Here is a 22138-nt window from a genome sequence, read left to right as displayed (position 1 = left end):
TAAAATAGAATATCGTACAAATCTATGTATAAATTGCCTTTTTAACCATCGCACTCCCTTTCCGAAGGCATTATGGACAAATTTAAATACTTGTGGACAATATTCCATTGAAGAGGAAAAAAGATTCCCCTATCTTTGCCCGTGAAATCAATTATAGTAGCTAATTTTATTTATAAACAGTTTTTATACCATGAAGAAATTACTCCTCTCATTTATTACAGCAACTCTCCTGAGTAGCATGTCTGCCGGTTCAGCCGGTGCGCAAGAGTTGCCCGAACAAAAGGAGACTTTGGCAACCATCGTAAAAGTAAACGACTACTTTATGAAAAAGTATGCCGATTATACCCTACCCTCGTTTTTTGGCAGAGTTCGCCCCAGCAATATCTGGACTCGCGGAGTATATTATGAAGGGCTGATAGCTTTATATAGCATTTACCCGCGCGAAGATTATTATAGCTATACATACGATTGGGCGAATTTCCACAAATGGGGAATGCGTAATGGAAACACGACCCGCAATGCGGATGACCAATGCTGCGGACAAGTTTACATTGACCTATATAATATGTGTCCCTCCGACCCTAACATGATCCGGAATATAAAAGCCAGCATCGATATGGTCGTAAATACTCCGCAAGTAAATGATTGGGACTGGATTGACGCTATACAAATGGCAATGCCGATTTATGCCAAGTTTGGCAAGATGACCGGCGAACAAAAGTACTACGACAAAATGTGGGATCTGTATTCCTATACCCGCAACACAGAAGGAGAAGCCGGTATGTACAATGCCAAAGAAGGATTATGGTGGCGCGATCAGGATTTTGATCCTCCTTACAAAGAGCCGAACGGCAAGAACTGCTACTGGTCCAGAGGAAACGGTTGGGTATATGCAGCTCTTGTGCGTGTATTGGATGAAATCCCCGCTGACGAAACACATCGTCAGGACTATATCAATGACTTCCTGACCATGAGCAAAGCCTTGAAGCAATGTCAGCGTACAGACGGCTTCTGGAACGTAAGCCTCCACGATGAAAGCAATTTCGGAGGTAAAGAAACTTCGGGCACAGCCTTGTTTGTATACGGAATGGCATGGGGAATCCGCAACGGATTACTCGACCGTAAAGAATATCTCCCTGTTGCACTGAAAGCATGGAATGCAATGGTAAAAGAGGCAGTTCATCCGAATGGTTTCTTGGGCTATGTACAAGGAACAGGCAAAGAACCGAAAGACGGGCAGCCGGTAACTTACAAAAGTGTTCCCGATTTTGAAGATTATGGTGTAGGATGTTTCCTATTAGCAGGTACAGAAGTTTACAAGTTAAAATAAGAGCATTATTTATCAGGTAAATGAAAAACAAGGTATTTCACTGCTTATGCTGGCTCACAGCCATCATATGCAGCTTGCAGATGCAGGCACAAAACAACATTGCTTCTCCAATGAAAGATGTGAATCAGGTGGTAGACAACACACTGGACAGTCTGAATAAAGCACGCACGGCACGCCCCGTTGCCGGAGCAAGCCGTAAAGGTAACAATCCGGTCTTATTCCTGATCGGCAACTCTACCATGCGCACCGGTACTTTAGGAAACGGCAACAACGGCCAATGGGGCTGGGGATATTACGCAGGAGATTATTTCGACTCCAACCGAATCACCGTTGAGAATCATGCTTTGGGAGGAACTAGCAGCCGCACCTTCTACAACCGCCTCTGGCCGGATGTAATCAAAGGCGTGCAAGCCGGAGACTGGGTAATCATCGAACTGGGACACAATGATAACGGCCCCTATGACAGCGGACGTGCCCGCGCCTCCATTCCGGGAATCGGCAAGGACAGTCTGAATGTGACAATCAAAGAAACCGGAGCACAAGAGACCGTATACACATACGGCGAATATATGCGCCGTTTCATCAACGATGTAAAAGCCAAAGGAGCACACCCGATTTTATTCTCCCTGACTCCCCGCAATGCATGGGCAGACAAAGACAGCACCATCATTACCCGTGTCAACAAAACATTCGGTTTGTGGGCAAAGCAAGTAGCGGAAGAACAGAATGTTCCTTTCATTGATTTGAATGATATCAGCGCCCGCAAGTTTGAGAAATTCGGCAAGAATAAAGTGAAATATATGTTCTATATCGACCGCATTCATACCAGCGCTTTTGGTGCCAAAGTGAATGCCGAATCTGCCGCTGACGGAATACGCGCCTGCGAAGGGCTGGAATTGGCAAAGTATCTGAAACCTGTTGAAAAGGATGAGGCTACCGGTTCGAGCCGCAAAGAAGGACGCCCGGTATTGTTTACCATCGGTGACAGTACGGTTAAAAATAAAGATAACGATAAAAACGGTATGTGGGGATGGGGCAGCGTGATAGCAGATGAGTTTGATCTGAATAAGATATCTGTTGAGAATTGTGCTATGGCAGGACGCAGCGCCCGTACATTCCTTGACGAAGGTCGCTGGGATAAAGTATATCATGCACTCCAACCGGGAGACTTTGTTCTTATCCAGTTCGGACACAATGACGCTGGAGAGATAAATACCGGAAAAGCCCGTGCCGAATTGCCCGGCTCCGGAGAAGAAAGCAAAGTCTTTTTAATGGAGAAAACAGGTAAATATCAAGTCATTTATACTTTCGGCTGGTATCTCAGGAAGTTTATCATGGACGTTCAGGAAAAGGGTGCGATACCTATCGTTTTAAGCCATACCCCACGCAATAAGTGGAAAGACGGAAAGATAGAACGCAACACTGCCTCCTTCGGCAAATGGACACGCGAAGCTGCCGAAGCTACCGGAGCCTATTTTATCGACCTGAATAAAATAAGTGCTGACAAGCTCGAAAAGAAAGGTATCAAGAAAGCGGCAGATTATTATAACAATGACCATACGCATACTTCTTTGAAAGGAGCGCACATGAATGCCAAAAGCATCGCAGATGGACTGAAAATGGCTGATTGCCCGTTGAAACAGAACTTGAAATAAGAGACAGACTCATCTGATATATTCATAAAGCGGTTAATGCATTTCACTGACAGTGCATTAACCGCTTTCTTCTAGCTATTATTCATCCATCGGAATGACCTCTTGCATATAGATAGCATCAAGGCTCCAAAGTGCCGCATCATTTGTACTGATGCTGACGCATTCATCCAAAGGGGCCGGAACTTCGGGTGGAAACAGTTTAGTGATCCGGAAAGGAGGCGCAGGTGTATGTTCCAGTCGGGTGAATAAATCCTCCCATGCTTCTTTTGCCATTAGTGCATCCCGCTTGTGGTAAGCAGCGTATGCCATCAGACGGGATATTCGGAAACGGCTATGATTCAATTCCCACGCCTTTTGCTTATAACGTGCCGCATGGTCCAGCCACGCGTCTTTCCATTCGGGAAGGTCAATCATACGTATCATTTCGTTCATTACCTCAAAACCACCCATAATAGTCATTAAATGATTCGAAGATTCCAGCTTGGGATCACATTCACTGGTGATGATTCCCGTTGCCGGATCGAAACCCAGCGCTTTGGGTCCCGTAAAGATACGGTTGGGCAGGGCTGCTATACTTTTCATTCCGGCTACGATCTTATCCCGGTAAACAGTGTTGCCTGTACGCTCCCACTCCGTCATCCAGTTTCCGGCATACGCCAGCCAGTCCGGACCGATACGCAGTCGGGCAGGCGCCGTACAGGGATATTCACTGCGAGGCTGTGCCAGCCGCATAGGGTCTAATTCATATAGTTTCTGATCGGCATCCTTTACTTCAGTCATCAAGTCACCGCAACGTTCATCGGTAGTGAGATAATAATAGAAACGGTTCCATGCAGCCTGACTGATCCGGGCTTCTTTGGCACCGCATCCCCAATGGCTGACATTATGTCGGCTGCCTAATCCCGCGTTCGGTCCGATATGGTAAACGTCCACTTCGGCTGTATGACGGGTCATAGCTTCTGCCATACGCCAGATATCTTCACGACCTGTACGCAGGAAGTTGTACCACAACCACATATTAGAAGCCAGTTCCGTATTGTCCCAGGCAAATCCACCTATATCATAACGCCAAATATGACGGACCGGGTCATAAGCATGCATCACATCTCCATAATTCCAAAAGCCATACCATTTATTCTGCTCTATGGCTTTACGATAAAAATCAATATATGCATCCAGGCGATCTTCTACCCGCGCACGAAAAGAAGTACTCCGGTCCGGAAGGCTCCATACGCCGAAAGCCTGCTGTGCATGAAGATAGTCCGGCGTGGGCAGCAATATTCCCGGTTCTGAGAGTGATTCAGCAACATCGGCAAAAGCTTCTTTTCCTGCATACCCTTTCTGTGGAATAAGTGTGAGTGTAGTGGTGCGGGCAATGCCATAAGGAGTACTCATTCCCTCCTGAACATCTTCGTAGCTGGCATTCAGATCATGAGCGACATTATCGTAGTGACGTAAGTCCATCGGTTCTCCTTCGGGGCTCCATAACCATGCCGTGATCGTTGCAGATGAAGTTTTGGCACCCGATATTTCGAGGGATGAAGGATATGACTGCCAAAAATCATGCAGGCAGAGTCCCAAACCTCCCGTAATATCACCGACAAAAGCATAGCCTCCGCTACGGGTGCCGGAGAAAGTTCCTATCCAAGGATTATTGTCATTGGCACGTTTGCGAATGGAGAAAGCATCAGCAGAGAGTTGAGACAAGCGATAATCGTTCCATGAAGCCCAGTTATCAAGAAGGTCACGATTCTTCCCGTCAAAAGCCTCGTAAGGCGGGATGCGTTTGCCATCCATTTGTTGCTGTTGCAGAGAAAGTGTATCCTCTTTGCCGAGTGTCAGTTTACGCCGTCCTGCCAGCGGTTGTACCGGTTCACTCCAAACGCCTCCATCGGCACAGGAGAAAGCGACATGACGGTTATAAAGGGCTTCACGCATAGGAGCATCCATACGAATGCCCAAGGAACGAATAAAATCCTTATTTTGATCTCCGTCGTACACAAAGCTATGTACGATCTTGATCTGCTCACTTCCGGCGTAGAAGTAGAGACGGACTACGAACGGAAGCCACTCCCGTCCGGTTTCACTTCTGTGGGTGCCTTCCAGTTTGACGAGTGTCCGCACCTTACCGGTACGTTCTACTGTGGCCGATGTCAATGTTCCGGTATAGTTGGTAAAAGCGATTTGAGAAGTATTTTCAAGTACCGGTTCGCTTTGAGTGTTACATACAAGGCGTGCTTTTTCACCGACCTTCACTCCTTCACGGAATAGACTGTCGATCAGAAAATCTCCCTGACGAGGGATGTAAGCGGAAATAATTCCTGTCTCTATGCGGATACTTTGAGGTGTTTCAACAACAGATAGGGATAATTTATTGCTACGATCATCGGCAGTCCTTGAAGATGCTTTTTCTTTTGACTTTTTTCCGGTCTTTTTGAGTAGCAGTTTCTCCGTATTTTTCGGAATAACTCCGGCTATCCCTTTCCATTTCACAGAACCATCGGGCCAGTAGGCCAATGCCCAAGTATCTGTCGGAAGCATTTCACCTTTATCGGTCATCAGCTGCAAAGTGTGCTCCGGGTATAATTCTCCTTCATTGAAGGGAACTCCCAGACTTACCGCTTTGTTTTGCTGCGGAGTATTACCGATCCAGTGTAATGGTATTTCAGAAGTTTTCTGCGACGAACATTCATAATGAAAATTGGCGATACGAGTTCGGGACAAGGTGGTACGAAAGCCGAACCAACCTTCCGTAAGGGGTTCGGCATCGCGGAAATCCACCAATCGCACTCCATTTATATAATAACTAACCCTATTATTTTCATTCGTTATCTTGATATGATACCACTTGTTTGCCTCCAACAAATGGTCGGCATCTGTATATTCTTTCAAGATTGCGGGACGGGCTTTTGCATTTGTAACAGCCGCTTCGTTGCCGTCATAACGGCGAAAACGTGTAGTAGAATTATGATTCCCACCGTATCCCATATAGTAAAGTTGCAGGGAATAACAGTTCAGAAAGATGCCATTACGCCATTTCTCACGTTTCCAGATATTATCGGGGTATTGAGGGTCCGAAGCCATCCAAAAACAATTCAAGTCACTCAAGCGATCGCCTTCTGCCTCAACAACGACACACGCATCGTACTCAATGGTTACCTTGCCACTCATCTTTTCTTTTCGCCAAAGAGTTAAGCCTTTGGGAGAAAGAATTTCAGCGGTATCACCACGAAAGGTTACTTTATAATCCGGAGATTCGGACTCTACTTTCCAGTATTTATGAAACTGGCGGGCGTTGAGTCCGGAGGCTTTATTATCTTGGGCGTTCGATGCCAAAGTAATAAGCAAGAACAAAAAAATAGATATGCTTTTCATATGCAAATAAACTATCTGATGTTGCAAAAATAAGAAAGGTCATCAAAGAAAGAAATAGAATATCATTCATTTCTATGTCTATTTGTGCAACCATTACATATTTTTCCAGTTTTACTATGTTTCCAATAGAAAAAGATTGCCACTTATTGTCTCATGAATCTTAATAATCCATACGCAATAAGTGGCAATAAGATAAGAATAACACTCTAATCTATTTTTATTCAATCAGAATCACTGTATAAACACCAGTTCTCCGACCTTCTCATCTGTACTAAAAACAACTGAACAAAGTCCATCTTTTATTTGAAGGATTTCCATTCCTGCCAAAATGAGTTCTTGAGGCTCCTCTGCCTCCTGATTACTTAAAATTAGAAGTTTAGCATGATCCTTTGCTCCTACAGAAGAGTCACCATCCCATGACAGTATAAATTGTTTTCCTTCCATCAAATTAGTGACAGCAATACTACATACCTCTTGCGTTATCGCCCAATTGTTAGCCTTATTAAGTTCTATCATATCTCCCCAGACAAATCGCTGCGTATCAGTATTCAATACTTTTGATACAATTACGATATCTAAGGTAGCAATATGTCCCTCCATATCGGTTACTTTCATTGTCACCTTTCCGTATTTCTCTCCCTTGATATAAATTAGATTCTCACGGTATTTAGCTGACGCATACCCCTCGTCAGAAAAAGAGAACTGATATCCACCACTCCCATTTTCCATCTTCAATATACCTTCACTTCCTTCCTTGATTTGGATAGCTGCACGATCAAGCTTTAGTTCTCCCACAGTATCATCATCCTTACAGGAAGAAAAGAGACTAAACTGCAACAGGATCAAAACAAAACATAGTATATGAGCATTTATAAACTGTTTCATGTCCTTTTAAGATTATTCGGTTATTATCTTTTTATTTTCAATGTAATACTGCTTGTTACGTTTCCATTTGCATCTTCCACGGTAGCTTTCAGATTCAGGATACCGCTATATGACGACAGATCGGCCGTCTTATCATAAGCATCTTCCTGCTCTTCCCCGTTCTTATTGACGTATATCTTCGTAAATTGGTCAGCATTAGGTCCAACGACACTTGCTCTGTTACCCACCACAACGATAGTCGGCTTTTTCAACCAATCGAATTTGAGTTTGCTTGCATCATTCGAGGCAAAACATCCCATACCCCAAAAACGTAATTCAGCATCAGAAGTCAACCGCAAAAAATTAATATCAGGCAGACTTCCGTCAGCCTTACGCTCTTTCAGCAACTCCGTTTCATCCAAACTTAAAAAATCAGTATCCGCCAATACGTCTATTAAATCGAATGAATTGTTCTCTACGGTACTCTTACCTCTGTTTAACATTTCCAAAATAGTACTCCCTCTTTCACCTGCAAAAGACAGATTATTCCTGATTATATGATCATAGCCGGAAATATCTTCAGGAGGTAAAGTAATACCGTCTTTACGGTTTCTCATGTCAAAGTTACTTCCGCTTGCTGCTACAGTATTGTTTTCAAAAATAATTCCGCCCAAATGATGATTAGCATAAAAGCCTCTGGCTCTGTTATAATATGCAAGACAACCACGTACTTCATGTTGAGGTATCACACTTGGCAATTTTGGCAATGTAGTTGTACTCATTCCATAGCCTCCGGCTTTAAATCCCGTACCATTTCCGGCAGCATCTAGACTATTCGGCTTATATCCGTTATAAAATGCCCAACAGTTGATAATCTTCACAGCATCAAAGCAGTTGATTAAATCAAATCCGTCGTCACAATTATACCAAGCACGACATCCCTCAAACACATTGCCTGTACCTCTGCCTTGCCCGTTGATATGGCATCCGAAACCATCTACATTTTCTCCGCTCCCACCTTCGGAAACTGTGTCATAATTGTTATATGCATCACAATTGAGAATATGATTATTGTTTCCACCAGTCAGATAAAATCCGATTGCCATACCATCATGAAGTTTTAGGTCCTCATATAAATTATCATTGGCTCCTTGTACAACACGAAAACATTCAGACTGAGTATGTTCTGTTATGGTTACCTGAGTTCCAATCACATCAAATCCCTTAAAATGTAGATTAGAACCAGTTATATAAAACACAGTGACACGCTGCCCCACTGGCTTAACCTGAGAAAGGTCGAATATCGGTCTACCGGACTTATTAGGATTTGCCAGATAAGAAATAGGTTTACCGGCCTCTCCACTTTTACTCATATCAAACACACAATGATAAAGTCCATTGGTAGTGGTTGTCATTGGGGGTTGATCAGCAGGAACCACATAGATCCCCGGATTAATATAAACTACATCTCCTGCTGCTACCACCTCTTGTACTTTCATTATTGTAGCAAAAGGTTTACTTTCCGTTCCCGGATTGGTATCCTCTCCTTCCGGATCCATATAATATGTCTTTTGCGCAGCCAAGGGGACTGATAACATCAGTCCCAAAAGCAAACATGCTATTTTTGTCATATCTTTCATACTTTTCTTTTAATGAAGTTAAACCGTTTGAATTAATGAGAAGAAGCTGTCTTAGTCAAATCCCAAGGTACAAAATAAGCATTACTATTTTCAATCTTGCTCCTTATCTCAGCCTGCTTGCTCTCTGGATATTTCTCACATACAAAACGGGAAATAAGTGAATAATCATTCCAACGTTTGGCAATGCGAATCATGAGAGGATAAGTTTTACCTTCACATGGAAATTCAAGTAATGCTTCCTTTAGCAACTCAATATCGTTATGTTTCTTTATTTTCTGTTGAGCATCAGACAGTCCACTCAAATTATACTCTTCCTCAAGTTCCGGTTTTTCTTCCAATGCAGCATTCATATCATCCTCTGTTTCCCAAATTTCACGGTTTCCCAAACTTCCAAAAATTCCCCGGATACCCGCATCCGGATATCCGCGTCCATCAAATTTTGTCCATTGGTTGGTAAATCCTTGCCACATCACCGGGTCACCTAAGGTAACGTCACCGTTGTTAAAATAAGTATTCACACCTTTATTCATCAATACAGATACCGGAGTATAGCGATTCTGGAGATTCAATGCTTCCACCAACATAAAGTAAAGATCTGCAGTGTGATAAATATTAATATGTACATCATCGTTCTCTACTTTATGTCCGGATTTACTAAAGCCCCGATATTTCTGAATAGAATATTCTTCATCTACTACAATTTCTTTGAACGCCTTAAATCGCCCATCTGAAGTCTCTCTGGCTTTGTCGTCAGAAGGAGGATTGAAAGTTACATCCTTAAAACGTTTCACAGCCGGTAACGCAGCACGCAACATATACCCACCGCTGTAATCAAAATGCTTTAACAATGAATTCTTCTGGTTATATTTATAATCATACATAATTACCGATTCAGTAGCAGCATTCACCGGAGTAGCATTATCATACTGTCTTCCATACTGAGTAGAATAACTTCCTGAACGCATATACTTCACTTCGCCCGAATTATTAGCGCATCCTTCGAATGCCTTATTCATTTCCGACAACAACAGACTGGCTGCTGTAGCTCCGTCATTCTTCCATAATGCTATTTCTGCTTTCAATACAAAAAATTCCGGAACCATCATATCCCATCTTTTATATTCGTCGGAAACAGATGTGGAGCCTTCTGACGGATCCAACCATTCCCCCCATTTCATCAGATAGGTACCATCTATTCCATCATATCCAGTATTTAGCAAGTTATCGCAAGCATCAATGATTTCCGTCAGATCTTTTGTTTCATATTTTGAGAAATCGACCATACCATATACCGGATCATCAAACCAAACAGCTTGCCCATATATCTTTCCTAAAGTAAGATATATCCATACTTTAACTCTAACTGCACTACTGATAAGTCCTTTATAGTGATCAGCATCAATAGAAGTTTCATGAGCATCCTTGTATTCTTTCGCTTTATGCATATAATCATTGCATGCAATAATAACATCATAATATTTAGCAGGATCAGCATATGAATTTCCGCTCAAATCATCGTCATAATTATAAAGACTATATAACTCACTCGGAGTGTTCTCTGTCGGTTCCAACAATTCAGCACGTATATCAGTCAGATAAATAGCCTTATCGCCAATAGCTTGCATCTTAGTGACAATACCCAAAAAACCGGAATAAAGTTCCCCAACTTCCTTAACGTAATCGTCTCCTCTCAACTGCGTATCATTATCCGTTTCAAAGAAGTCGCTGCATCCAGTGCTTATAAACACTAGTACTCCTATCAATATTATATTTATATAAATTCGTTTCATTATTGTTAGAATTTTAAGTTAACGCCCACTTTTACTGTTTTGGGCTGCATCAATTTACCGTAATCTAATCCTTGAACATTCTCCGAATATGAAGAGGAGAATTCCGGATCCATTCCCAAATAATCAGTAAAAGTCAACAAATTCTCACCTGTAACATAAAGGGTTCCTGAACGGAAGAAGTTCCACACTGTCTTGGAGAAAGTATAGCTCAATGTCACGTTCTTTAGACGCAAGTAAGAAGCGTCTTCAATCCAACGTGAAGAAAAATAACTATTCCCTACAGGATCTTTCCATCTTGCGCGTGGTACATCTGTTTTTTGACCATCTACTGTCCAACGGTTCAGCACAGATAAACTCTGGTTATTAGTAGTTGACATGGATTCTAGTTGTTGTCTTACAGCATTATATGCCATATTACCTTTTGAATAAGAGAATTCTGCGGAAAGAGCTAGACCTTTATATTTCAATTGAGTATAGAAACCTCCGAAATAGTCAGGAGATGCACTGCCCAACAATACACGGTCTTTATCATCAATTCTATGATCACCGTTCTGATCAACAAAACGGACATCACCAGCACTATAGCTTCTACCTGTACGATTGACAAGAGCTGCTTCATCAGCCTCAGCCTGAGTCGAGAAAACTCCATCAGCTTGATAACCATAGAATTGGTAAGGAGACTCACCCACACGATTCACGAGTTGCATGCCATTATAATTACCATCCAGTATTACTTGTTTTTCACCACCTAGTGCTTTGAGTTTAGCTGTAGATTTGGCAATATTCCCACCCACAATCCATTCAAAATTGCGTGTACGTAACAAAGATGCCTGTAAAGAGAATTCAACTCCCTTATTCTCCATTTTGCCAACGTTGGCATAGTACATTCCTGAACCGTGAACGGAAGTTGTAGGCATAGCGGTAATCATGTCACTGATTTGATTGTTGTAATAATCAACAGACATGCTCAAACGATCACGGAGTACTGACAAGTCCAGCCCTACATTCAACGATGCATTACGTTCCGGTTTCAATGAAGTATTCGGTATGTTAGAACGAACAATAGTTGAAAGTTGCATATAAGGAGCGGTAGAATAATAAAATCCTCCCATTGTAGACGAGAAACGAGTATTACCTGTTAATCCATACTCAGCACGCACATTCAATTTATTCATCCAGTCAGCATTCTGAAACAGCTTCCAGCCTTTACCCAATAAAGTAATTCCTACCGATGGATAGACATAGAAACGGGAGACATCTGTACCTGTAGATGAAGCAGCATCTATAGCCATATTCACAGATGCCTGTAGTATATTGTTATAAGTATAATCAGCATGTGCATAATAATTCATCCAGTTCCAATTAGTAGTATATCCAGAGAAATAACGTCCTATAGTGTTAGTGCTTCCCAATGTCTGATAGAAATCATTACCTGTATTGCGTCCGTTTCCGGCATCATATTCATACTTCGATGTCAGCATCTGCCAACCTGCAATAGCGTTCAATTGATGCACATAATTGAATGTCTTCTTATAACTAGCATTCAGGTTCACAAACACTTCAAGCATTTCTACATCTCCTTCACTCACTGCATTCTCGCGTAATCCATATGTATCACTCACAGGTACTATAGTCGGATCGCTCTGTCCAGGAATAAAAACGTGCTCATTGTTATAATTATAAAACATGCCTACAGTTCCTGTCAAAGTCAGTTCACGAAAAGGATTATAGTGTAACCCAGCCCGCATATTCAAATCATACTGACGATTTTTAGCATTTAGTGTATTTATGATGGCAAGCGGATTACTTACACTGTAACTGCGATTCGTACTCCTACCATAATAATGAGGAGCATAAGTACTTAATGTATTTCCATCCCGGTCTTTATCATACGGACTCAACATAGGAGATCTTCCATAAGCAGCCAAAATCGGATTGGTGGCAATATCCATACCTTGCATTTGATAATGTCCGTTCAAATATGCCAGACCAAGAGTAGCAAAGATATTCACTTTTTGGCTTACCAATACATTACCATTCAGTAATGTATGGAAACGCTCCATACTGGTATTATCCATTAAGCCATTCTCACGGTAATATCCTAGTGAAAGGTCATATTTAGCAATATTGTCACCACCTTCTACACGAAACAAATGATCAGTAGCAATGCTATTTCGATATATCTCATTTTGCCAATCTGTATTATTGTTATACAGATAGTTGTAACGCGGATCATTTGGATTTTGCATAAAAGGGAAATCCTTATAGAAATTCTGCGGATCAGAAGAGATAGTCATCCCTACATCTGCCAAATAATGTTTGTAATCTTCTACCCCCATCAACGGCATTCTTTTCTCATTCCAGTTTACTCCAAATGATCCATAGTAACTTACCCGAGTTTCCATATCATTGGATGCAGCACCCTCAGTTTCAATCAGAATTACCCCATTCGAGCCCATCGAACCATACATAGCAGCTTCTGCTCCTTTTAGCACTGTAATGTTCTGTATGTCCTGCAAATGATAGAATTGGAAGATGTCACGAGTAAAGCCACCAATCAGTTCTGAAGATGTCTTGTCAGGCATATAGGGAACCCCATTGATAACCACTAACGGTGCATTATCACCAGTCAGTGTACGTATTCCCCGTAAGTTAAAATAACTACCTTCTCCAGGCATACCGCTATTGCGCTTCATTTGCAAACCGGCTATTTGTCCCGCTAAAGCACGATCTATTTTACTAGTCCCGGGCATAAAATCCTTTTTGTTGATATTGGTAGCTGATGTATAATCCGAAAGTTCCATTTCCCCTTCACGACGGAAAGGAAGTATCATCGATTCATTATATTTGTAGCGATCTTCCGGTGTCATCATAATAATGATATGCTGACGGTCGTTTACCAATTGTTTGACTGAAAAATATCCAGGTGCCCACACACTGATTTCTTTTGCTTTCGAAGGGTCTTTCAGAGAGAACTGAAATGTTCCATCTTTTGTTGTCGTTACGTTCATTGTATCCATAACAGTGACAATAGCTCCCTCTACGGGTTTATTCTTGTTCGAAAGAATCTTTCCCGTCAGATTATGGCTTTCTTGTCCCCACACACTTGCTACTCCAAACAGTAGCAGTGCGGAAATGCTTAGTATCTCATTTATCTTTTTCATTTTCTAACCTGTCAAGATTAATAATTATTTTCTGTCGGACGGAAACACCAGCATAGCGGTTCCATACTTGCAGTAGTACCTATAGGCAATTCAATTGTAACTTCAATCTCTATTGGATCTCCTTCCGGGATAGTGAATGATTTACAAATTTCACCTCCGTCGCGATCATAGTTATTGTGATGATAAAGCTCATTGTAGCCTCCACCCGAACGGTCAAAATTAATTCCGCTTATTTGGGATTTAGTCATTTTCGCTATTTCCTCACCATTAATGTAAAAAGTAGCATCAACTTTTGAATGAGCACCATGGAATCCCATATAGAATGTATATTCTCCAGGAGGGAAAAGATATGCTTTCGGAGTCTTACCAGTAGGAGATGATGGATCATCCACCATTTGATAACATCTGAACTTGAACCTGCCGGGTTTAGTAGAATCCCGTGCATTAAGTATCAATATTCCATACTGAAGTTTCGGCCAATTAGGATTAGGTTGAAAATATCCAGGACTAGGAAAACAATTAAATTTCACTCTATTCAGCTTTATATTCTCACCAAAATCTTTGTCATACTGACCGATATATTTATATTCGGGATAATAAAACTCTTTAATCTGATCCTCAGTTAACTGATCCAAAGTCTCAAATCTTTCTTTAAACCTCCAAATCAGAATCTTATTTGTTGGAATCTTTAGTGAGGTTACCTTATAAGCCACTCCATTACTTAATTGAACAGGATTATTAACATCTACTTTATTAACCGTTGTTCGCCATTGCTGATCAAAAATAGAGTATAGGTCTATTTTATTTTCGTCTTCAAAGACTTCTTTCTCATACTGTTCTTTGAAGAAAGCGGTTTGGAAAATCCAATTCTCTAAAATAGAATCTTCTCGTTGTAATCCCCATTTGTCTAATTTAGCATGTGCTTCATTCAACGCTTTCGTTATCAAATCATTGTTAGGAACCAACAATGTTGCATGAATTGCCTCAGAATATATATCAAGCTTCTTATCCTTGAAATATTGACTTTGTACTGTAAATACGGAGTCATAAACAGTATTTCCAGTCTGATCAATTCCAATCGGTGTACTAGAACCTTTATCAAATTTTTTTTCTGTACGAGCCAATACCATTTGCTTGAAAATCGAATAATTCTCATCCGGAAGGGTTTCCAAATATTCCATCAATGATTTAGGAGTATTAATATATTCCTCCAACTCATATATAAATGCATTATTAGTCTGAATTACCCTTTTCACCTTAGCTCCATTAAAATAAATTTCCTGAACTGAAGAACGGGTAACATCTGTTTCCGGCTTGGATACATTCACATATTTTCCATTCCACATGAGTAGTCGCTGTCCATCTTGCAGGCTACTTGGCGAAAGATAGGCATCAGTTATGTGAGATTGTGCAAGGAATGCTTTATCTGTTTCGGCATCAACCTCCTTACCATTATTTACTACCATCATGGTATATAATAACTCTTTTTCTTTCACTGTTTCAATAACACCGGTTTCTTCAAACAACTTATACATGTCCTGATATTCAGGTTCACTTTGTAGAAATTCACTGACCGGTTTATCCACTAGTTGAATGTTCATGTTTTCCACAACTGTTTCCTGCTTGGAATAGTGTGAATTCCAATCATCCGAACAGGCACACAGTCCAATAGAAACAACGACAGATGCTATGATATATTTACAATCTTTCATGGCTTCACTTAATTTACAGGTTCAAATAATAAATAATCCAACATTAAACGGAAATTTGCATTTGTGCTTGCAGTCGGGTCTTGTATTGTCAGTTTCAAAGAATGTGACTGCGTTTTATCAAACTCAATAGCATCGAACAGTGTAATACTTTCGTAAGTATGATTAGTATCATCTTTTTTACCGTCATAAACACGTTTAGAACTAGATTTGGAGCTTGAATTAGAACCATCAAATGAGAATGCAGTCAACCCTCCGTTACTGTTATTGGCTCTTTCACCCATAAACTTCATGGTAGGTTCATAGGCAAAGAACAAAGTGACTTTATACTTTCCTTTCAAAATGACCGGTGTGGTCATAGTCAACGTTCCATTATACCCGATATTAATAACAAGCATATCATAGTTCAAAAGCTTCCACCAGTCATATGTTTCAGATCCGCGAGCTATGCCATATTGCAAATAGTTCCATTCTGAAGTTTTAGCTCCACTGGGACCCAATGTCATCTGATAACATTCCACCTGAGAAACGATATCTGTTCTTCCAACAAGCTTCGCCAAGTTCGTATACTCTTCACTTTCATCGCGAGAACGTTGCTGATAAGGTTGCGCTTTCCCATAAGCAGCAACATAGGCAGCAATTTCTGGAAAATCACAAAAGTCAAAAGCGAAAGCAACAGGCTCCTGTGACACAATAGGCAAATAACCATCAATAGGCTGTATATAACCATTCTTAACCAGTTCATTGGCTTTCTCAGTAACAAATGTTACGCCTGCACCATTTCCGTCATCATTCAAATAACAGATTTGATTTACTTCAGAGGCTAAAATCAGGCTGTCAGCTCTGGTACCCCACAGTTTTTTCTTCTCCAAGATATTGTCATATGCCTGAAAATCAGATAGTGTACGCGCCCCATTCAGTATATGATAAGCAATATAACTATTCAAGGCGTTTTCCCGATTTTCATAATCAGAGCCAGCATTCAGTTTAGCAACCAAGTCATCGAAAGAAGAAATTCCATCTCCAGCAAATACTTCATCAGATACTGAAAGTACTGTAAAATTTCGTTTCTGCTCTACTTGCATTCCAGAGGGCCCACTAAGCAAAGATGTTACAATATTCAATGTATCCCGCCATCCGGTCCGTTCCAATGCCTGACAGAAAATCTTGTGATCTGTTTTTGTTGAGAGACGTTCATAAATGGTCTCTATTGCAGGGTTTAATACATCATCAAGTACATATATACGTCCATTAGCAGTAGTTATGGCAAATTCACTCACATGGGCTTCCTGATTTACAAACACGGAACTAAGCCCACCTTCAACAGTATTGTCATCAAAAGTAATCTGTAATGCATCCCCCGAAAGTGTTCTACCAGGTAGTTCGCCCCCCTTCACAAATTCTTCTTGATCAATAGAGTCATTGATAATATGATACTTAGCCAAAGTACGCGCATATTCACGTCCTAGTTCCTCTATAGAAGAAATATTCTTCTTTTCATAAAACCGTTGTACAGCATCATTTGTAGGTGCCAGTACGGTAAAAGCATCGTCGGCACGATTGATTGCATTAAACAAGTCTCCATATTTCAGTATCTTTATCCATTCGGAAAAGTCATTCGAACGGTTTTGAAGATAACTGCCCGCAGGCTGTACATCGTACACCTGATATACCGTGTCTTTATACGGATCATCACACGAATAATAAGCAACGAATCCGAGCAATAAACAAAGTTTTATTATATTTTTCATAGCAATTAATTAATTTGCAGTTACATCATAATAAGGATTTTGAGTCAGTACCGGGTTACGGTCTATTTCGTCCTGATGGATAGGTAAGAACCAAGCATTGTTGTCTTTCAACACTGAACGTAGCCATTTAGAACCAATAGAAGAATTATTGGCTACAATCAAATCTATAAACGATGTCTTATACTTATAGTTCTTCGCTTTTCCGAAACGCACCAGATCATACCAGCGTTTTCCTTCAGCAGCAAGTTCCATATCCCGTTCTTCCAATAAAGCTTTCAGCATTCTTTCCTCGTCGGATTTAACATCATCATCCAGTTTGTTGATTTGAGTACGAGTACGCACCTTATTTATCAATTCCAAGGCGGTAGTATAATTTGTCTCACCACCTTGCCAAATCAAAGCTTCCGCTTTCATTAACAAAACATCAGCCATACGGTAAAGAATCCAATTGGCATCTTTCGTACCTCGGTCACCATCCAGCATATAACCAGATCCCTGAAATTTCCAAATGCAATATCCTTCTACAGATGTACTGTTTCCAGATGGTTTAAAAGCACCCAGATAAGTACGTATTGAAGCCGGATAGTGCGTATATTCCTGATTTAAACGCTGGCACATCGCTTTGGAATACTGGAATTTCGCAATTGAAGAGATCCCCCAAGGGTAAACAGTAGATGGACTATTGGCTGTTTGCGCATAAGTTTTTTCATCAAAATTTATTTCAAAGATAGACTCATTACTATTGCCGGGATTATACATATTGAACCATTGAGTCGGATCCTCCACAAATGCAGGACGATAAGCAGATGTTGAATTAATCAACATATCTGCATATTCAACACAGCTTTCATAATCTTCACTCCACAGACAAACATCCGCCATCAACGCATATAATGCCCACTTTGTTATGCGTCCTTTTGTCATGCCACTCCAGTTATCATCATCATAAAACTCTTTGGCAGCCCCAGTAGATAATGCCGTCTCAATATCCGATTTGATTTGGGCAACGATTCTCTCTTCAGAAGACTTCGGAACAGAAACAGCATAATCATCAGTCATATAAGGTTCCAAAATAAGCGGTGCTTCCTTAAAGTTACGCACCAGCGTGAAATAAATCCATGCACGCATGAAATATGCTTCTGCCAAATTGGAGTTCATTACAGCCTCATTATAGGTTTCATCGATAGCCTGTACGTCCGGTGCATATTTAATAACAGAATTGGCAACGTTTAAAACATTATAAAACGGTCCCCACTTGCAAAGAGTAGATGAGGCTGTTATCTGAAAGTTCTGTAAATCCTGCATCTTAGTATCCTGGTAAGCATAAACTGAACCTCCTCTGAGTTCCCCCCAATAAACAAGGGATGGAACTGTTGTTCGCATTTCTGAATAGCCTTGTGCCAGTACCTCTTCAACCTGTTCTTTCGTCTTCCAGTAATCCGCAGCCACCTGCTCGTTGTTGGGAACCACGTCCAGCCAGTCATTACAACCGGAAAGCAGCAGACTTGCTCCGGCAATTGTTAAACTTATAAATATCTTTTTCATCATTATAATCGCATTAGAAACTTAAATTTATACCAAATGTATATTTTCTTGCAACAGGAGTTGTTGAGCCGTCTGTTGCCAGTTTCGTTGGTTCTGACGGAATAGAGACTTCCGGATCTTGACCGGTATAGTTAGTCCACGTAAACAAATTGTAGCCTGTTGCGAAAATACTCAGAGAGTTAATTCCGAATCTGTTGCATATCTTTTTGGGGAATGCATAATTCAAAGTCAGTGTTTTCAGACGGACAAATGAAGCATCTTCTACAAAACGGTCTGATCCCAAGTAATTATATCCCTGATTAAAGAGTGCACGTGGAATATCCGTTTCATCCCCTTCATTTTTCCATCTTCGCAGTACTGCTGTACTTTGATTAGATGCGTTATACATAGCCTCGTTATTCATGCGAGTACTATTAACAATGGATTGACCGAAGCGTCCATGGAAGAAAGCACTGAGTGACAATTGTTTCCATTTAACAGTCAATCCTGCTCCACCTGTTACCACAGGATTTGAATTTCCTAAATAAACGATGTCGTATTGATTAATAACACCATCATGGTTGACATCTTCATATTTGGCATCTCCCGGCTGACAAGTAGCTGTCAGATTTTTCATAACAATAGGCTTACCATTGGCATCATTCATCACCTGCCCTTCTGCATCACGTGCATACGTAGCATCTGTATTCTGATAAACTCCCAGATAACGATAACCATAGAATGAACCGATAGGCTGTCCCACAATCACACGAGCAGCATAAGTACCATTTTTTGCTTCATAATTCTCTTGATTCATATTACCGGGCAATTCAGTAATACGATTCTCATTACGACTAAAGTTTACATAACCACTGATGGTCCAATCTTTTGTTCTCAAGGCTATAATGTCTGCACGGAATTCCCACCCCTTGTTTTCCATCTTTCCAGAATTGGAATATTTCACAGTCCCGAAACTTGAGCTTGAAGGCAATTTATATTCCTTCTGTAACAGATCTTCGATATATTTGCGGTAGTAATCAAATGTAAATCTCAATCGTCCTCCAAATGTAGACACATCTACACCATAGTTATATTCGGTCGAGGTTTCCCATTTCAGATTATCTAACTGCATACGATCTTGTTTAGTAGCTGACATATTCATATAGTCATCCCCTTTTTTGTAAGCTCCCAAGTAAACACCTGAACCACTAGGTGCACGTCCACTCTGTCCTACACTGAAACGTACTTTTGCTTCATCCAACCAGCGATCTCTAGCTTTCTCCAAAATTGGTTCATTCTGAATATTCCAAGCAAACCCCGCAGCCGGGAAATAGCCCATCCGCTCATTGCGACCCATTGCCGAATTACCTTCAGCATTCATTGAACCATGAAATACATAACGATCCAACAACGTATAATTCACTACTCCAATAAAAGCTGCACTACGGGTTTCCGACTCACCTGAATCCATTTTATAAACAGCAGTTCCCACTGTTGGATCCGACAGACTTGAAGAGGCGTTGCCATAAGTAATGCTATTATAACTGGAATTGAGGTCCTGGGAAGTACGCACTACCGCATTGGCAATCAAATTATGCTTGTTATTCCAGTTTTTAATATACATCAACTTATTTTCAGTCTGAAGTGAAAGTTTATCGGAATAGGCGTCTCCACTTTGGTTGTTATATTCACTGTCCTGCTTCACTCCTGTCACAACTTGCGGCAAGAAACGACGTGTTTTAGTAGTACGCATATTAATAGACACCAGCCCTTTATAAACAAATCCCGGCAAAATAGTGTAATCAGCACGAAAGTTGACCTTACTTTCCCGTTGTACAGTGTTATTCATAGCTTCATAAACCATGGCCACAGGATTATAATTTTGAGCATTTTTATAGTTACTGCCTACACTAAAATTACCTTCAAATTCAGGGTCGTGATATGTAAAATAATCGTTTGTTAAAGCTCCTGTTCTGTCATTGACTGTATAAGGAGATTTATTCGGCATCTTACTCAATGCCTGGGCACGAACATTATCTGTCCAGTTGGCATCTTTACCGGTTTGTGAATAAGAAAAGTCTGCACCAAAATTCAATTTGTTAGAGAATTTGTAGTCTACTCTCATTGAAGTATTGAAACGTTTCATAGACGTTCCAATAGTAGTACCAACATCACTCAGATAGCCTAATGCAAAACGATAAGTAGCTTTTTCACCACCACCACTCATTGAAAAACTGTTGTCTGAAAGCAAGGCATCCTGACGTATGTAATCCAGCCAGTTAGTATTTTGGTTATATTCGTCATAATATTGCCAATCCGGATTGTCACCAATAGCATTCGAATTAGTCAGTTTATCCAAATAAGAGTTCGTTCCATTTTGCAATCCTATATATCTGGCAGAGTTCCACAGTGCTTCCTGCATGAGTGAAGTATATTCCTTTCCATTCAGCATCGGAATTGTTTTCGGTTCTTCCTTTAAAGTCCATTTAGAAGAGAATGAAAAACTTGTTTTCCCCGTAGTTCCTGTTTTGGTTTTAATGACCAATACACCATTGGCACCCTGTGTACCCCAAATCGCAGTGGCAGAAGCATCTTTCAATACTTCTATGGATTCAATGTCATTGGGAGAGATATTCAAAAGTGCTCCCAAATCTTCTTCATTGGCAGTAGAAAAATCAAAATCATCGCTAATGCTTGTTGGATAAGGTACACCATCAATGACAATCAATGGATCGGATGAAGCATTCAAAGTACTGGTACCACGGATACGAATAGCACTACGGGTTCCAGGATCACCACCCCCAAGCACAATATCAACACCACCTAACTGTCCCTGAAGAGCATCTTCCACAGATACAACCGGGGCAGTTGCCACCAAATCATCCATTTTAACTTTTTGAGTAGCAGAAACCATCTCCTTATTTGTGATTCCCATATCATTACGCTCAATACGACGAGCAGTAACTTCTACCTGGTCTATGGACTTAGTATCCGAGTCCATACGGACATTCAATAAGGTTTGACCTGTATACTTTATACGCTTGGTTTGCATCCCAATATAAGAAAATACAATCGTAAGATTTGTTTCTCCTTCAGGAATAGTCACATTATACTGCCCATTTAAGTTAGTAATTCCACCACCTAAAGAGCGGTTTTGATTATTAACAATGTTCACATTGACACCTACCAAAGGCTCAGCAGATGTACCCAACAATTCAATAACAGTACCGGATACGACTTTCCGCGTCTGCGCTGCCATTTCCATCACACTGGATAGAAGAATGGCTATCAATACAAAAAAGATTTTATTTATCTGTTTCATACTATCAGATATTC

11 protein-coding genes are annotated in these 22138 nt (G+C 40.8%); 2 read left to right on the top strand and 9 right to left on the bottom strand.

Features of this window, described 5'->3' with window-relative positions; all coding sequences use genetic code 11:
• The first annotated feature begins 190 nt into the window (after positions 1-190).
• Together DW640_RS00585 and DW640_RS00580 are read left to right on the top strand one after the other, a co-directional pair.
• Positions 191-1330: a glycoside hydrolase family 88 protein gene (locus DW640_RS00585; RefSeq protein ID WP_008759848.1), complete on the top strand. Its 1140-nt coding sequence runs from the start codon at positions 191-193 to the stop codon at positions 1328-1330.
• Positions 1331-1350: 20 nt separating this feature from the next.
• A complete protein-coding gene (locus tag DW640_RS00580; protein ID WP_181982082.1) occupies positions 1351-2985 on the top strand; it encodes a rhamnogalacturonan acetylesterase in 1635 nt (544 codons plus the stop codon).
• A 78-nt stretch (positions 2986-3063) separates the two neighbouring features.
• Here DW640_RS00580 and DW640_RS00575 read toward each other — a convergent pair whose 3' ends face one another.
• From DW640_RS00575 to DW640_RS00535, 9 genes are all read right to left on the bottom strand, one after another.
• Entirely contained in the window at positions 3064-6360 is a 3297-nt protein-coding gene (locus tag DW640_RS00575) for a DUF6250 domain-containing protein (RefSeq protein WP_117576865.1), read from the bottom strand.
• Positions 6361-6591: 231 nt separating this feature from the next.
• The gene (locus DW640_RS00570) at positions 6592-7245 is read right to left on the bottom strand and encodes a hypothetical protein (protein WP_072067745.1); all 654 of its coding nucleotides are present in this window, start codon (positions 7243-7245) and stop codon (positions 6592-6594) included.
• Between the two features lie 23 nt (positions 7246-7268).
• A complete protein-coding gene (locus DW640_RS00565; RefSeq protein WP_032850051.1) occupies positions 7269-8864 on the bottom strand; it encodes a rhamnogalacturonan lyase domain-containing protein in 1596 nt (531 codons plus the stop codon).
• Between the two features lie 32 nt (positions 8865-8896).
• Positions 8897-10654 (bottom strand): hypothetical protein, encoded by a 1758-nt coding sequence (locus DW640_RS00560; RefSeq protein ID WP_016268532.1) that lies wholly within the window; start codon positions 10652-10654, stop codon positions 8897-8899.
• A gap of 5 nt (positions 10655-10659) precedes the next feature.
• On the bottom strand, positions 10660-13818 hold the full coding sequence (locus DW640_RS00555) for a SusC/RagA family TonB-linked outer membrane protein (RefSeq protein WP_072067747.1): 3159 nt from the start codon (positions 13816-13818) through the stop codon (positions 10660-10662).
• Positions 13819-13835: 17 nt separating this feature from the next.
• Entirely contained in the window at positions 13836-15530 is a 1695-nt protein-coding gene (locus DW640_RS00550; protein WP_008759841.1) for a hypothetical protein, read from the bottom strand.
• Positions 15531-15538: 8 nt separating this feature from the next.
• Positions 15539-17278 (bottom strand): DUF5108 domain-containing protein, encoded by a 1740-nt coding sequence (locus tag DW640_RS00545; RefSeq protein WP_117576863.1) that lies wholly within the window; start codon positions 17276-17278, stop codon positions 15539-15541.
• 9 nt (positions 17279-17287) lie between these two features.
• Positions 17288-18823, bottom strand: a complete 1536-nt coding sequence (locus tag DW640_RS00540) for a RagB/SusD family nutrient uptake outer membrane protein (RefSeq protein ID WP_016268534.1) — start codon at positions 18821-18823, stop codon at positions 17288-17290.
• Between the two features lie 13 nt (positions 18824-18836).
• Positions 18837-22124: a SusC/RagA family TonB-linked outer membrane protein gene (locus DW640_RS00535; RefSeq protein ID WP_072066978.1), complete on the bottom strand. Its 3288-nt coding sequence runs from the start codon at positions 22122-22124 to the stop codon at positions 18837-18839.
• Between the last annotated feature and the right edge of the window lie 14 nt (positions 22125-22138).

It is taken from the genome of Bacteroides sp. AM23-12, assembly GCF_003434395.1.
Lineage (GTDB): Bacteria > Bacteroidota > Bacteroidia > Bacteroidales > Bacteroidaceae > Bacteroides > Bacteroides thetaiotaomicron.
This window is presented reverse-complemented; position numbering and strand designations above follow the sequence as displayed.